The 14174-nt window shown below is 73.0% G+C and carries 14 protein-coding genes; 10 read left to right on the top strand and 4 right to left on the bottom strand.

The window, feature by feature from the left end; translation table 11 throughout:
• Positions 1–23: 23 nt before the first annotated feature.
• The 3 genes from ACVJ1F_RS13260 to ACVJ1F_RS13270 all read left to right on the top strand — a co-directional run bounded on the left by ACVJ1F_RS13260 (position 24) and on the right by ACVJ1F_RS13270 (position 1874).
• Positions 24–875 (top strand): DUF429 domain-containing protein, encoded by an 852-nt coding sequence (locus ACVJ1F_RS13260; protein ID WP_173151862.1) that lies wholly within the window; start codon positions 24–26, stop codon positions 873–875.
• A gap of 110 nt (positions 876–985) precedes the next feature.
• Complete coding sequence (locus ACVJ1F_RS13265) at positions 986–1498, top strand: GNAT family N-acetyltransferase (RefSeq protein WP_159825105.1); 513 nt, start codon at positions 986–988, stop codon at positions 1496–1498.
• Positions 1499–1514: 16 nt separating this feature from the next.
• Positions 1515–1874: a hypothetical protein gene (locus ACVJ1F_RS13270; protein WP_456886759.1), complete on the top strand. Its 360-nt coding sequence runs from the start codon at positions 1515–1517 to the stop codon at positions 1872–1874.
• A 312-nt stretch (positions 1875–2186) separates the two neighbouring features.
• On the opposite strand, the gene ACVJ1F_RS13275 is transcribed toward ACVJ1F_RS13270, so the two are convergent.
• The gene (locus tag ACVJ1F_RS13275; protein WP_456886761.1) at positions 2187–2612 is read right to left on the bottom strand and encodes a YchJ family protein; all 426 of its coding nucleotides are present in this window, start codon (positions 2610–2612) and stop codon (positions 2187–2189) included.
• A 186-nt stretch (positions 2613–2798) separates the two neighbouring features.
• Between ACVJ1F_RS13275 and ACVJ1F_RS13280 the strand changes: the two genes are divergently transcribed.
• The 3 genes from ACVJ1F_RS13280 to ACVJ1F_RS13290 all read left to right on the top strand — a co-directional run bounded on the left by ACVJ1F_RS13280 (position 2799) and on the right by ACVJ1F_RS13290 (position 5300).
• Positions 2799–3194: a hypothetical protein gene (locus ACVJ1F_RS13280; protein WP_056047249.1), complete on the top strand. Its 396-nt coding sequence runs from the start codon at positions 2799–2801 to the stop codon at positions 3192–3194.
• A gap of 144 nt (positions 3195–3338) precedes the next feature.
• Entirely contained in the window at positions 3339–4211 is an 873-nt protein-coding gene (locus tag ACVJ1F_RS13285) for a metallophosphoesterase family protein (RefSeq protein WP_456886763.1), read from the top strand.
• 72 nt (positions 4212–4283) lie between these two features.
• Complete coding sequence (locus tag ACVJ1F_RS13290) at positions 4284–5300, top strand: NAD-dependent epimerase/dehydratase family protein (protein ID WP_456886765.1); 1017 nt, start codon at positions 4284–4286, stop codon at positions 5298–5300.
• 135 nt (positions 5301–5435) lie between these two features.
• Here ACVJ1F_RS13290 and ACVJ1F_RS13295 read toward each other — a convergent pair whose 3' ends face one another.
• Positions 5436–6089, bottom strand: coding sequence for an HAD-IA family hydrolase (locus tag ACVJ1F_RS13295; protein ID WP_456886767.1), 654 nt, complete (start codon positions 6087–6089; stop codon positions 5436–5438).
• 58 nt (positions 6090–6147) lie between these two features.
• Between ACVJ1F_RS13295 and ACVJ1F_RS13300 the strand changes: the two genes are divergently transcribed.
• The 3 genes from ACVJ1F_RS13300 (at position 6148) to ACVJ1F_RS13310 (ending at position 8440) form a co-directional block, all read left to right on the top strand.
• A complete protein-coding gene (locus ACVJ1F_RS13300; protein WP_148053722.1) occupies positions 6148–6567 on the top strand; it encodes a hypothetical protein in 420 nt (139 codons plus the stop codon).
• Positions 6568–6971: 404 nt separating this feature from the next.
• On the top strand, positions 6972–7904 hold the full coding sequence (locus tag ACVJ1F_RS13305; protein ID WP_456886770.1) for an aminotransferase class IV: 933 nt from the start codon (positions 6972–6974) through the stop codon (positions 7902–7904).
• A gap of 266 nt (positions 7905–8170) precedes the next feature.
• A complete protein-coding gene (locus ACVJ1F_RS13310) occupies positions 8171–8440 on the top strand; it encodes a hypothetical protein (protein ID WP_173151877.1) in 270 nt (89 codons plus the stop codon).
• Positions 8441–8578: 138 nt separating this feature from the next.
• On the opposite strand, the gene glgX is transcribed toward ACVJ1F_RS13310, so the two are convergent.
• Positions 8579–10636: a glycogen debranching protein GlgX gene (gene glgX, locus ACVJ1F_RS13315; protein WP_267658922.1), complete on the bottom strand. Its 2058-nt coding sequence runs from the start codon at positions 10634–10636 to the stop codon at positions 8579–8581.
• A gap of 300 nt (positions 10637–10936) precedes the next feature.
• Here glgX and ACVJ1F_RS13320 point away from each other — a divergent pair, with 300 nt between their 5' ends.
• Positions 10937–11983 carry a hypothetical protein gene (locus ACVJ1F_RS13320; protein WP_456886772.1) on the top strand — a complete coding sequence of 349 codons (1047 nt, stop codon included), beginning with the start codon at positions 10937–10939 and terminating at the stop codon, positions 11981–11983.
• Positions 11984–12072: 89 nt separating this feature from the next.
• Here the strand turns inward: ACVJ1F_RS13320 and ACVJ1F_RS13325 are convergent, their stop codons facing one another.
• Entirely contained in the window at positions 12073–13986 is a 1914-nt protein-coding gene (locus ACVJ1F_RS13325; protein ID WP_123571946.1) for an APC family permease, read from the bottom strand.
• Positions 13987–14174: the final 188 nt, after the last annotated feature.

Here is a 14174-nt window from a genome sequence, read left to right on the forward strand (position 1 = left end):
TCGGCCGCGAGTACGGTCGAGCGGTGACCACACCCCGGCCCCGCTACCTCGGCGTCGACCTCGCCTGGCGCGACTCGACGCCCGAGCGCCCCGCGAACGAGACCGGCCTGGCCGTGATCGACGCCGACGGCACGGTGCTCGACGCCGGCTGGGCGCGCGGCGTCGACGAGGTCGAGGCGTGGGTCCGGCGCTGGTCGACGCCCGGCTCGGTCGTCGCGGTGGACGCCCCCGTGCTCGTGCCGAACGCCACGGGCATGCGGGCGAGCGAACGCCTCGTGGCGCGGGCCTACGGTCGCTGGCACGTGTCGGCCAACGCGAGCAGCGCCTCCCTGCCCTGGCTCGGCGGGCGCACCCTCGGCGAGCGCCTCGAGCGTGCCGGCGGCGTCTACGACGACGGCGTCGTGCCGGTGGCGGCCGACGCGGTGGGGCACTTCGAGTGCTACCCGTACACGACGCTCGTCGGCATGGCCGAGCTCGCCTACGACGACAAGCGTCCCCGCTACAAGCGACCCGACCTCACCCTGCCGAAGGAGGCGCGGCGCGAGGCCCGCGCGGCGGCCTGCGACGAGCTGCTGCGTCGGCTGGGCGGGCTGGCCCGGGCCGAGGTGCCGTTGCGCCTCGACTCGCACCCGGTGTCGGCGGCGCTGCTCGAGGAGCCCTCGCCGCTGGTCGACCGGGCCTACAAACACCGCGAGGACCTGCTCGACGCACTGGTCTGCGCCTGGACGGCGGCGCTCCGCGCGCGGACGCCCGAGCGCCTGCAGGTGCTCGGCGTCGACACCGAGCCGGACGACCGCGGGAGGCGCGCGACGCTGATCTCGCCGGCCCGCCCCGAGCAGCGCCTCGGCCCCGCCCCCGTGGCGCGGGTCGGCTGAGGGCCGCACCGCGCCTCCTGACGTGACGACCCCGGGGCGCGGGTCCGCGTCGGGACGCGACCCGCGCCTCCTGCACCCGCCGCGTCCCGCCCGTGTGGCAGGGTGGCGGCATGCCCGCACGACCCGTGACCGTCCGCCGCACGACCGCCGACGACTGGCAGCGCGTCCGCGACCTGCGCCTCGCGATGCTGGCGGACACGCCGATCGCCTACGGCGAGACGCTCGCCGTCGCCCGTCGTCACGCCGAGGCCGAGTGGCGGATGCGCGGGGCCCGGGGCGAGGCCGAGCACGGCACCTCGCTGGTCGCGATCGACGACGGGACGGGCGACTGGGTCGGCGCCATGGGCGGCTTCCTGCAGGCGGCGGGGCAGCCCCTGCTGGTCGGCGTGTACGTCGCCCCGAGCCATCGGGGGCGCTCGGCCGGGGTCACCGACCTGCTGCTCGACGGCGTCGAGACGTGGGCCGCGACCGAGGGCGACACCCTGCGCCTGCACGTCCACGAGCAGAACGAGCGGGCCATCGCCTTCTACCGTCGACGCGGGTACGAACCGACCGGACACACGAACCCCTACGCCCTCGACCCCACCGCGCGCGAGCTCGAGATGCTCGCGCCGCTGCGCTGACCGCCGCACCCGTCCGGTGGCGAGCACGCACGACGTCTTCCTCGAGGGCGCACACGACGAGTCGCGACACCTCGTCGAGCAGACCCTGATCGATCACGGCTTCACCCTGTCGCTCGCGTCGGACGGCAGCACCCGGGCCGTCCGGGGCACGCTGGCCTCCACCCTCGCGCTGCGCGCCTTCGCCGGGCGGGCGCAGTTGCTGACCCTCGGCGTGCAGTGGTTCGTGGACGACCGGGGACGCCTCGTGGTGCGGGTCGTGCACGAACCGACCCTGTCGGTGCTCGGCGGCCCGGTCGGCGTCGTCCGGGCGCAGCGGGCCGTCGGCAAGGTGGTCCGGGCACTCGAGGCGGTCGCCCTCGCACGCCGCGCCCCCTGACGGATTCGACCCGCGGCGCGTCCTGTCCCCCGAAACACGCGTCCCGAGGCCCTGCCTGTGAGGAGCGTCCACGTCTGAACCGCACCATCTCGTGCGGCCTAGCGTTCGTCGAGATGGAGGGTGCAAGCCCTGCATCGGTGTCGTCCGGACCGTGGGTCCCTGCCCGTGAAGCTCTCCCTGCGGCCCGGCGGCGTCACGGAGAGGATGCCGGGCCCGACGGACCCGCCGTCCTCTTCGTGACGCCCGATGCCGACGTCTCGCCTCCGCCCCACTGGACGATGCCAGGCCCGAACGTGCTCGGCGCGCCTCTGGTCAGCCCGAGATCCCGTCGACGTAGAGCCACCGCCGGTCGACCCGGGAGAACCGGCTGACCTCGTGCTGCGACCCCACGCCCTCGTCGTCGCGGAAGTGCGCCTCGAACTCGACCGTCCCCTCGTCGTCGAACGGCCCGCCCGCCTGCGTCCGCACGACGTCGAGCCGGAACCAGCGCGTGCCCGGGTCGACCTCGAGCGTCGCGGGCCGCGTCGTCGGGTGCCACGTCTCGAGCAGGTAGGAGGCGCGGGCGAGCACGAACGCCGAGTACCGCGAGCGCATCAACCGTTCCGCCGTCGGGGCGGGCGTCGTGCCCCGGTGCAGCGGCCCGCAGCACGATCCGTAGGTCTCGCCGCTGAGGCAGGGGCACCGGGCCGAGTCGTCGAGGTCGCGGCCGGAGCCGGCGGCAGGAGCAGCAGGAAGCATCGGGCCATTCTCCGGCACGCCCCGGCGCCCCGTCCCCGGGCCTCCTCGGCCGCGCCTGCCGACCCGAGCTACACCGTGGGCGGGCGCCGGGTACACCCGGTCGGCTCCCCAGTCCGGGTCGCACCCCAAGGGGCCGCCCCCGCACTGGGCGTCGCACTCCGGGCCACGACCTGCCACGGTGATGCCGTGACGAACTCGCCGACCTCCACCTCGCACCCCGTCCACGAGCAAGAGCTCGTGTTCGCGCACGTGCGCGCGGTGCTGAGCGCGGGGGAGGCGGGTCCCGTCCTCCCCCGACTGTCCCGGCGCAGGACCGCACGGGCCCTGGCGTCGGCCGGCTTCAGCACCCTGACCGGCGAACCCGTCCGGGCGTCCGCCCTCAAGCACGACGGGACGCAGTTCTTCGACCGCTCCGAGACCGTCCTGGTCGAGTCGCTCAACAGCGGGCGACGGTTCTACGGCCTGTTCGTCGAACCGACCTCCCCGACCCACGAGGACTGGGCGACCGTCACCGACATGTTCGCCGAGCTCGGGCGCCGCGTGCACGGCCGCCTCGCCCCCGCCGACCAGTTCCGCGGCTGAGCCCTCCCGCCACACGCGAGGTCGCACCACGGTTGCGTCGTCGAACCACCCCCGTGCGTGGTTCGACGCCACGTGGGTGGTGCGACCCGACCGCCCGAGCCTCCCGAGGCGCACGCGCCGCCCCGCACCCGGTAGCGTCGCGGCATGCACGCCCTGCCGCCCGGAGCCCTCCGCATCGTCCACCTCAGCGACGCCCACCTGCTCGCCGACGGAGCCCTGCACCAGGGTGTCGTCGACACGGCCGAGGCCCTCGGCCTCGTGCTGGCGGAGGCCGCGCGGGTCGAGGGGGTGCGACTGCTGGTGGGGTCGGGTGACCTGTCGGACGACGGGACCCGCGCCTCCTACCGGCACCTCCTCGAACGCACCGACGCCTGGGCCCGAGCGGCCGGTGCCGAGGTGGTGCTCGTGCCGGGCAACCACGACGTGCGCGAGCCCTTCGCCGAGGTGCTCGGCGGCGACCCGGCGAGGCCGCTCGACCTCGTGCGCGACGTCGACGGCTGGCGGGTGGTCGGGCTCGACACGTCCGTGCCCGGGGCCGGCTACGGACTGCTGCGACCCGAGCAGCTCGCCTGGTTGCGCGACGAGCTCGCGACGCCCGCCGCGCGGGGCACCGTGCTCGTGCTGCACCACCCGCCGATCGCGGCGCCGACGACCCTGCACGAGTCGCTCGCCCTGCAGGACCCGGAGGCGCTGGCCGCGGTCCTCGAGGCGTCGGACGTCCGCGTCGTCCTCGCCGGGCACTACCACCACCACATCGTCGGCCACCTCGCGGGCGTCCCCGTGGTGGTCGCGCCCGGGGTGGCGAACGACACGGACGTGCTGGCGACCGTCGGCACGGAACGGGCCGTGCGCGGCTCGGGCTTCGCCGTGGTCGAGGTGGCGGCCGACGGGTCGGTGCGCTCGACCGTCGTGCGCGCGCACGACCCGCGCGACGGCGACGAGGTCTTCGTGCTCGACGAGGCCGCCGTCGCCCGCATCGCCGCCGAGGCCGGACCGCCGCCCAGCGGCCGCGCGTAGGCTCGGGGCAGGCCTGCCGCCCACCCGGGGTCGGCGCCTGGCCGATCGTCGAGTCGTGAAAGTGAGACCCCCATGCGCGTGGTCGTCGTCGGAGCCACGGGCAACCTGGGCACCGCCCTGCTCACCCGTCTGCAGGCCGAACCCGAGGTGACCTCCCTCGTCGGCGTCGCCCGCCGGGGGCCGCGCATGGCGACGCCGCCGTACGGCGAGGTGACCTGGTTCTCGATCGACGTCGGGGCCGACGATTCACCCGTGGCCCTCGAGCGGGCGTTCGCCGGGGCCGACGCCGTCGTGCACCTCGGCTGGGCCCTGCAGCCGAGCCACCACAAGGCCGTCATGTACCGCACCAACGTGCTCGGCACGTCGCACGTCCTCGACGCCGCCGCCCGGGCCGGCGTGCCGCACGTGCTCGTCGCGTCGTCGGTCGGTGCATACTCGCGGGGCCCCAAGGGGCGACGGGTCGACGAGACCTACAAGACCAAGGGCGTCCGCCGCTCGAGCTACTCGAAGCACAAGTCGATCAACGAGCGCGTCATGGACGCCTTCGTCGAGCAGCACCCCGAGGTCACGCTGACCCGCATGCGCCCGGGCCTCGTGTTCCAGGCCTCCGCGGCGAGCGAGATCGTCGGACTCTTCGCCGGCCGCTGGGTGCCCACCCGCTGGATGCAGCGCGTGCGCCCCCCGTTCATCCCGCTCGCCCCGCGCTTCGTGTCGCAGGTCGTGCACGCGAGCGACGTCGCGGACGCGTTCTGGCGGGCCATCGACCGCCGCGCCGGTGGGGCGTTCAACCTCGCCGCCGAACCCGTGGTCGACCCCGACCGCATCGCCCGGGCCTTCGAGTCCCGCCTGCTGCCCGTGCCCTACCGCCTGCTGCGCGCCGTCGTCCAGCTCACCTGGCTGGCCCGCCTGCAGCCGACCGAGCCGGGCTGGCTCGACATCGCGGCCAAGATCCCGGTCATGTCGACCGAGAAGGCCCGGGACGTCCTCGGTTGGACGCCCCGTCACACCTCGGACGAGACCCTGCGCGAGTTCGCCCACGCCCTCGCCCACCGGACCAACCACGAGGGGTCGCACCCGCTGCACGGCTGAGTGGCGGGCCCGAGCGAGCTACTTGGCCGAGCCCGAGCGAGGCCGAGGCCGAGCCCGAGCCCACGCGAGCCGCGAGCCCGAGCCCGCGCGAGCCGCGAGCCCGTGCCACCTGCGAGCCCGCGCGAGCTGCAGGCCCTACGGCAGCGTGAGCTCGAGCAGCCCGTCGGCCCGCACGGTCACCGACACGTCCTCGTACCCGGCGACGCGCGGCAGCCCGTCGGCGGCCGGCCCGTCGTGGTCGCCCACGACGACGACCGAGGCTCCGGAGGCGCGGGCGGCCTCGAGCCCCGCCGCGGCGTCCTCGAAGACGACGACCTCGTCCGGGTCGACGCCGAGCAGCTCGGCAGCCAGCAGGTAACCGTCCGGGGCCGGCTTGCCCACCGCCACCTGCTCGGACGCCAGCACGACCGCCGGCCAGGGCACGCCCGCCTCGGCCATCCTCGACCGCGCCAGCTCGTGGTTCGCGCTCGTCACGAGGGCCACCCGGTCACCCGGCAGGCTCGCCACGAAGGCGGCGGCGCCCGGGATCTCGACGGTCCCGTCCCGGGTGCCGGCCTCGACCGCCTGCAGCCCGTCGGTCAGGGACCGTGCCTCGTCCTCGGGCAGCCGGGGCAGGAACCGGGTGACGGTGTCGTGGGTCTGCCGGCCGTGCGCGAACGCCAGCAACTCGACGACGTCGAGCTCGTGTTCGGCCGCGAAGTCGCCCCAGATGCGTTCGACCAGGGCGGTCGAGTCGACGAGCGTGCCGTCCATGTCGAACACGATCGCGCGGCAGGTGAGGGTCGTCATGGCCACAGTCTGCCCCGGCGCACATGCGGCACGCACCCCCACGGCGTACCGTGCCCGCATGCACGAAGACGAGCAGGACACGAAGACCGGCACCACCACGGGCGACGCCACGACGGCCACGGACGGCGTCGGCTACGCAGGCACCGCCGAGACCGCACCGGACCGTCGCGACGCCGACGACCCGACCGCGGACTTCCCGCGGAGCGAGGCGACCACCGCCGAGATGCAGCGGTCGGCGACGGAGGACTCCCCCGCCGTGGACTCCGACACCGACCTGGACGCGGTCCAGGCCCTGCCCGGTGAGGGCGGGCCGGACGACGGCGGCGACATCGAGGTCGACCCCGACGACCTCAACCTCTCGGGCGACTCGATCCCCGGCCACCCCAAGCCCGGCGAGCCCGATCCCGCCGACGCGCCCTCGGGTGACGGCGCCGCGCCGTCGCACCCGAAGCCCGGGCCGCCCCGGCCCCGCGGCTGACGCCTCCCGGACCGACCACGAAGGGCCGCACCGTCTCGACGGTGCGGCCCTTCGACGTGCGCGCAGTGGCGCGGGTGGTCCTACGTGTGTGGTGTGGTGCCGGGCGGGCCGCCCCGTGAAGAAGCTCCCGGCCCACCGGGCACCACGCGCCCACCGTGGGCGGGCTCGCTCACGGTACCGCTGCAGTCTGGGCGGGCAAAGAGGACCCTGCCAGGAAAACGCCTGTTCAGCGCGCGGAATTAGCTAGAAGCACTAACCACTTGGGCCACAGGGTGCCCGATGCTCAGCTCCGAGCAGCCGCCGAGCCGATCGAGATCACGTGGACGTCTAACCTCTCGACGACGAGTGATTCTCCACAGCCTGTCCACAAAGCGAAAAACCGCGCCCGAGGTACGGTCGAGGGCGTGACCGACCTCGCCGCAGACGCCTCCCCCACGACCGACACCGCGCCTCCTGCCCCCGTGCTCGTGGTGATCGACCGGGCCCGGGCCGGCGCTCGAGGCGATGGTCCCGGGTGGCACGTCGCCGACGCGGCGGAGCCGACCGTGAACGTCGTCGACCTGGGCGTGACCCGCGGCGACGGCATCTTCGAGGCGTTCGGCGTCGTCGACGGTGCCGTGCAGGCGCTCGAGCCGCACCTGAACCGCCTGGCGCGGTCGGCGGCCCTGCTCGACCTGCCCGTCCTCGACCTCGACCTGATCCGCGAGGCGGTGCTCGCCTCGGCCGCCGCCCACGCGCCCGTCCCGTTCGCCTTGACCAAGCTCATCGTGACGCGCGGCCTCGAGGGCGTGCCCGACAGCGAGCCGACCGCGTGGGCCCGGACCGAGGTCTTCGAGGACCACGCCGTCGAGCGCCGCGACGGCATCCGCGTCGTGGCGCTCGACCGCGGCTACCGGCACGACGTCGCGACGACCTCGCCGTGGCTGCTGCAGGGCGCCAAGACGCTCTCGTACGCCGTGAACAAGAGCGTGCTGCGCGAGGCCGCCCGCCGGGGCGCCGACGACGTCCTCTTCGTCAGCAGCGACGGGTACGCGCTCGAGGGGCCGTCGGCCTCGCTCGTCGCGCGTTTCGGCGACCGCTTCGTCACCCCGCGCACCGACCAGGGCATCCTCGAGGGCACGACCCAGGCGGCCGTGTTCGAGGCCCTGACGGACCTCGACCACGAGACCGCGTACGAGCTGCTGCCGCTCACCCGCGTGCACGAGGCGGACGCCCTGTGGCTGCTGTCGAGCGGGCGTCAGATCGCACCCGTGTCGGACCTCGACGGCCGGTCGTTCGCGATCGACCACGAGCTGACGACGACGCTGGTCGAGGCGCTCTGGGCCCGTCGCACCTGAGCCCCCGCCGTTCGAACAGATGTCCACCTTGCGAACGATGTGGCGGGCGATGGTGGCGATCACCCGGTGACCTGCGAGAGTCGGGAACGCGTCGATTCACGGCGACGCGACCCGCATCACCCCGTTCCGCACGCGGTCGCAGGGCCGCAGAGATGAGCTGAACACATGAACATCGTCCACGCCTCCGGGCACCACCCCCTCGCGCACGACCTGGCTCCCACCGAGCCGATCGACATCAGCGCACTCCTCCTGGTCGAGGCCGCGGCATGAGCGCCGCCGACCTCGCCCGCCTCAGCCACGACCAGCTCGTGGCGCACGTCCGTCGCTCCGTCGACGTGACCGGCCACTACGCCGCCGACCAGCGGGTGCCCGCCGCCCGCATCGAGGTCTACCCCAAGCGTCGACCCGCCGGTCGAGCCCACCGGTCGCCGGTCGACCCCGGGCCCGTCGTCTGCGGCACCGTCGTCGACATCACGCCGGGACCGAGCTACGCCGACTTCTTCGCCCCCGAGGCGCAGCAGCTCGCCACCGCCTGATCCCCGTTCGGCCCCGGCCGACCCACACGACGACCGCCGTCCCCTCGGGGCGGCGGTCTTTCGCATTCCCAGGGGACGCAGGAGGCGCGGCGCCGATCCCGAGGACCGGCACCGCGCCTCCTGCGCTCGCCCCTCCGCCTAGGAGGCGCGGCTCCGCAGCAGCGTGAAGCTCGCGTCGCGCACGAGCAGCGTCGTGACGGCGCCCTCGACCTGCTGGCCGGGGTCGCTCGACGCCGCGAGCTCCCACTCGCCGTGGGGCGCGTCGGGCACGTTGAACTCGACGACCGCCGTCGACCCGTTGACGAGGTAGGCGAACGCGTCGGCGTCCTTGTGGGTCAGCACGAAGGTGATCGCCTTGTTCTCGCCCTGCTGCCAGTCACCGCTCGAGAACGAGTGGTCGTCGGCACGGCGGACCTGCACGTGGTCGTCGCTCTCGACCTCGGGGGCGTATCGGAACCAGTCGGGCCGCAGCGCCGGGTTCTCGCGACGCAGCGTGATCAGCTCGGTCGTGAAGGCGAGCAGGTCACGGTCGGCGCGCTCCCAGTCGAACCACGAGATCTCGCTGTCCTGGCAGTAGGCGTTGTTGTTGCCGCCCTGGCTGCGGGCGATCTCGTCGCCGCCGAGGATCATCGGGACGCCCGCGCTGAGCAGCAGCGTGCCGAGGAAGTTGCGACGCTGGCGGTCGCGGTACTCGTTGACCGCGGGGTCGTCGGTCGGGCCCTCGGCGCCGCCGTTGAACGACTTGTTGTCGCTCTCGCCGTCCTGGCTGTCCTCGCCGTTCTCCTCGTTGTGCTTCTCGGCGTAGCTCGTCAGGTCGGCGAGGGTGAAGCCGTCGTGCGCGGTGACGAAGTTGACGCTCGACAGCGGCGAGCGGCGGTCGCCCTCGTAGACGTCGGGGCTGCCGAGCACGCGGTCCGAGAACGTCGAGAGGACGCCGGGCTCGCCGTTCCAGAACTCGCGCACGTCGTCGCGGAACTTGCCGTTCCACTCCGACCAGTCGGCCGGGAAGCCGCCGACCTGGTAACCGGCGGTGTCCCAGGGCTCGGCGATCATCTTGACGCTCTGCAGCACCGGGTCCTGGTGGATCAGCGTGAGGAACGCACTGTGCTCGCTGGCCTCGCCGCCCTGACGGGTGAGGGTCGTGGCGAGGTCGAAGCGGAAGCCGTCGACGTGCATCTCGGTGACCCAGTAGCGCAGGCTGTCCATGATCAGGCCGAGCGCCGCCGGGTGGCTGACGTTCAGGCTGTTGCCGGTGCCGGTCGTGTCGAAGTAGTTGCCCTCGTCGCCCTCGACCAGTCGGTAGTAGGCGGCGTTGTCGATGCCCTTGAACGAGATCGTCGGGCCCATGTGGTTGCCCTCGGCCGTGTGGTTGTAGACGACGTCCATCCACACCTCGAGGCCGGCGGCGTGGAGGTCCTTGACCATCTGCTTGAACTCGGCGACCTGGCCGCCGGCCGTGCCCGCGGCCTTCGAGGCGTACTCGTCGTGCGGGGCGAAGAAGCCGATCGAGTTGTAGCCCCAGTAGTTGCGGAGGCCCTTCTCCTCGAGGTGGCTGTCCTGCACGAACTGGTGCGTGGGCAGCAATTCGACGGCGGTGACGCCCAGGTCGGTGAAGTGCTTGATCGCGGCGGGGTGCCCCATGCCGGCGTAGGTGCCCCGGATGTCCTCGGGGACGTCGGGGTGCGTCTGCGTGAAGCCCTTGACGTGCACCTCGTAGACGACCGTGTCCTCCATCGGCGTGAGCGGACGCTGGTCGTCGCCCCAGTCGAAGTCGCGGTCGGCGATGACGTTGCGGGGCATGGCCGCGGCGGAGTCGGACTCGTCCATCGTCTCGGGCTCGTCCATGTCGTGCCCGAAGACGGCCTGACCCCAGTCGAACGTGCCGTCGAGGGCCGTCGCGTACGGGTCGAGCAGCAGCTTGTGCTCGTTGTGGCGGAGGCCGGCGGCCGGGTTCCAGGGGCCTGCGACACGGAGGCCGTAGCGGGAGCCGACCCGCGCCTCCTCGACCACGGCGTGGAAGACGTGGCCGGTGCGGTTCGTCAGCTCGAAGCGGCGCTCGGTGCCGCCGTCGGCCTCGTCGTCGAACAGGCAGAACCAGACGTGGTCGGCGGTCTCGGAGTACACCGCGACGTGGGCGCCGCCGTCGGGCAGGGGCGTCACGCCGAGGGGGTAGGGCAGGGAGCGGGAGTCGTTCATGCTCCCAGCAGTACAGGAGGAGCGCCGCCGGCGGCCAAGCTGAGCGCCGTACCCCGCCGAACCGTCCCGCCCGCCCCGCCCGCGCCTCCTTCCTCCCCCCGCCTGCCCGGCCCTCCCCGCCATGAACCACGTTCACGAAGATGAACCCCGTTTCCGCGTGGTTCAACTTCGTGAACGGGGTTCATGGCCTCGTGTCGAGGACGACCACGCCTCCCCCACACATCGGGAGCGAGCTCCCACCGCCCCCAGGCGAGGAGGCGCGGATCACGCTGGTCGGGCGCCGCCCGTCACGCTCGCCCCATGACCAGCACCCCGCCCCACCTCTGCCCGCTCGTCTTCACCTCGACCCACGGGGGCACGACGCGCGAGGCGCGACGCCTGCAGCTCGAGGCGCGGCGGGGATCGCTGGTCCGCGTCCATCGGGGCACCTACGCCGCCGCCGCCGACTGGGACGACCTCGACGCGCGAGGGCGGCACGTCGTCCTGACCAGGGCGGTCACCCAAGGGCTGGACCGACGGTGCACGGTCTCCCACGACTCGGCCGCGGCCCTGTGGGGTCTGCCGCGGGTCCACGACGCCTACGCGGACGTGGTGACCGTCATCGATCCTCGGCGGACGACCACGAGGCGTTCGACCGACCTCCTGCGACGCCCCGGCTCGGTTCAGGCGGCCGACCGCGACGAACTCCACGGAGTGTGGCTCACGAGCCTCGAGCGGACCGCCGTCGACGTGGCTCGGAGCGCCTCGTTCGGCGATGCCGTGCTGTGTGTCGACGCCGTCCTGCGCCGCCTGGTCCTGCCCGACGGACACCGGACGGGCGCTGCCGTCGAGGCCGAGTTCCTCCGCCGACGCACTCGACTCATGTCCCGACTGGGCCCGTCCTCACACCCGGGCGGACGGATGGCCCGTCGCGCCGTCGAGTTCTCGTCCGCGTGGGCCGAGAACGGAGGCGAATCCCTCCTGCGTGTCGTGCTGTTCGAACTGGGCTTGTCGTCGGTCGAGTTGCAGAAGACCTTCATCCTCGGCGACCGGTTCCTCGGACGCTGCGACGTCTTCCTCCGGACCTTCGGCGTCGCGGTCGAGTTCGACGGCCACATCAAGCTCACCGACCCCGAGATCCTCGCCGGAAGGACTCCCGCGGAGGCCATCAGGCTCCGGGGACGTCGCGACCGCCGCCTCCTGCGCCATCCCGAGATCCATCACGTGGTGCACTGCGAATACGCCGATCTGGTGTTCCCGGAGAGGCTGGTCGAACTCCTCCGGGCGGCCGACGTCCTCATCGATCCACGTCGGGTGACGGACGCTGCGCGGGTCGCTCGACGGCGCTTCGTCGGGGCGTCCGGATGAACCCCGTTCACGAAGATGAACCCCGTTCAAACGGGGTGCATCTTCGCAAACGGGGTTCGCGCGCGTGCAGAGGGTCAGGGCAGGGGCGGCTAGCTGACGTGCACGTCGGGGCGGCGGCTGCGCGAGGGCTCGGCCCGGCGCAGCACCTCGCGGGTCACCGGTGCGACCTCGCCCACCCCGGTCAGGAAGAACCGCCCCATGTTGGACAGCGGGTTGCCCTCGGTCCACTCGAAGTAGATGTCGGGCACGACGCCGGTCTCGTCGCGGATCGCCAGCAGCACGCTGGCCACGGCGTTCGGCACGGCGCCGCTCGTCGTGCGCAGCACCCGGTAGCCGTGAAGTGCGTGCCCCGTCACGACGAGGTCCTCCTCGAAGTTCGACGAGTCCCCCTTGTGCACCTCGAGGAAGATGACCGGCGAGCGCTGCGGGATGCCGCTGTACTTCCGCTCGGCCGTCAGCTTCTTCTTGTAGATCTCGGCCACCTCGCGCCCCGGCTCGTGGGCGATGACGCGGATCGTGCCGTACTCGTCGGCGTCCTCGCGCACGTACGCGAGCGCGGTGTCGTCCAGGGTGACCGAGGTCGCCCGCAGCTGGAACGACCGCTGCACGCGCGAGACGAGCGACACCGCGATGATGCCGATGATGAAGATCGCGGCGATGCGCACGCCGTCGGGACGCTCGACGACGTTGGTGATGGTCGTGTAGACGAACACGAGGGCGACGACGCCGAAGCCGATCGTGCGCTTCCGCTGGCGCGCGCGTCGCGCCGACAGCGTCACGGCCACGGAGGCGCTGGTGATCAACACGAGGACCCCCGTCGCGTAGGCCCCGCCTTGGGCGTCGACGTCCGCCTCGAACACGATGGTGATGACGAAGGCGATCACCGTGAAGACCAGCACGAGGGGACGGACGGCCCGGGCCCACTGCGGCGCCATGCCGTAGCGCGGCAGGTAGCGCGGCACGAGGTTGAGCAGCCCGGCCATGGCCGACGCCCCGGCGAACCACAGGATGCAGATGGTGCTGACGTCGTACAGCGTGCCGAAGCCGTCGCCGAGGTACTGGTGCGCCAGGAACGCCAGGGCTCGGCCGTTGGCCGACCCGCCGGCCTGGAACTCGGCCTGGGGGATCAAGAGCGTGGTGACGAAACTCGACAGGATCAGGAACGAGCTCATGATGATCGCGGCCGTGGCGAGCAGGCGACGGGCCCCACGGATGCGTCCCACCGGCTTGGCCGGGGTGTCGGTCGGGTCGCCGGTGATCTGGGGCATGACGGCCACCCCGGTCTCGAAGCCCGACAGGCCGAGGGCCAGCTTCGGGAAGACGATCAGGGCGATGCCGACCATGACGAACGGGTTGCCGTGCTGCACGGTCAGCGCTTCCCACCAGTTGCCGATGACCACCGGGTTCTCGCCGATGTGGAAGAGCGACACGGCGATGACGACGAGGTTGAGCGTCAGGAAGATCGCGACGAGCACGACCGCGATGCCGATCGCCTCGCGGAAGCCCCGCAGGAAGACGGCGGCGAGCAACGCGACCAACACGAGCGTCAGCGGCACCTCGGCCCCGTGGAACCACGACGGGGCGAACGGGTTCTCGACGGCGTGCGCCGTGGCGTCGGCCGCCGACAGGGTGATGGTGATCATGAAGTCCGTGGCGGCGAAGCCGAGCAGGACGAGGACGAACAGCTTGCCGCCCCACCAGGGCAGCAGGCGCTCGAGCATCGCGATCGAGCCCTCGCCGCGCGGGCTCTCACGGGCGACGCGGCGGTAGACGGGGAGCGCGCCGAACAGCGTCAGCAGCACCAGCACGATGGTCGCGAGAGGCGAGAGCAGCCCCGCCGCGACGGCCGCGATGGCCGGTTGGTACCCGAGGGTCGAGAAGTAGTCGACGCCGGTCAGGCACATCACCCGCCACCACGAGTGCGTCTTCTCCGGGGTCTCGGCGTGCGGACCCTGGTGCGTCCCCGCGGTCTCGGTGAGGCCGTGCAGCAGCCAGCTCCGCATCCGTCGCGTGGTCGGGTGCGGGGTCGGCGGTGCGACCCTGGCGGGTGACTCGGGCTGCGCGGACACGGGTTCCTCTCGGACGTGCGGGGCGCACCGACCGGGAGGCGGGCACGCGCCCTGCAACGTTAGGCCTCGCGCGCCTCCCGGTGGTGACGCCCGGCGTTAGGAAACCGTGAGGATCCCGACGG

This window comes from Frigoribacterium sp. 2355, assembly GCF_054060695.1.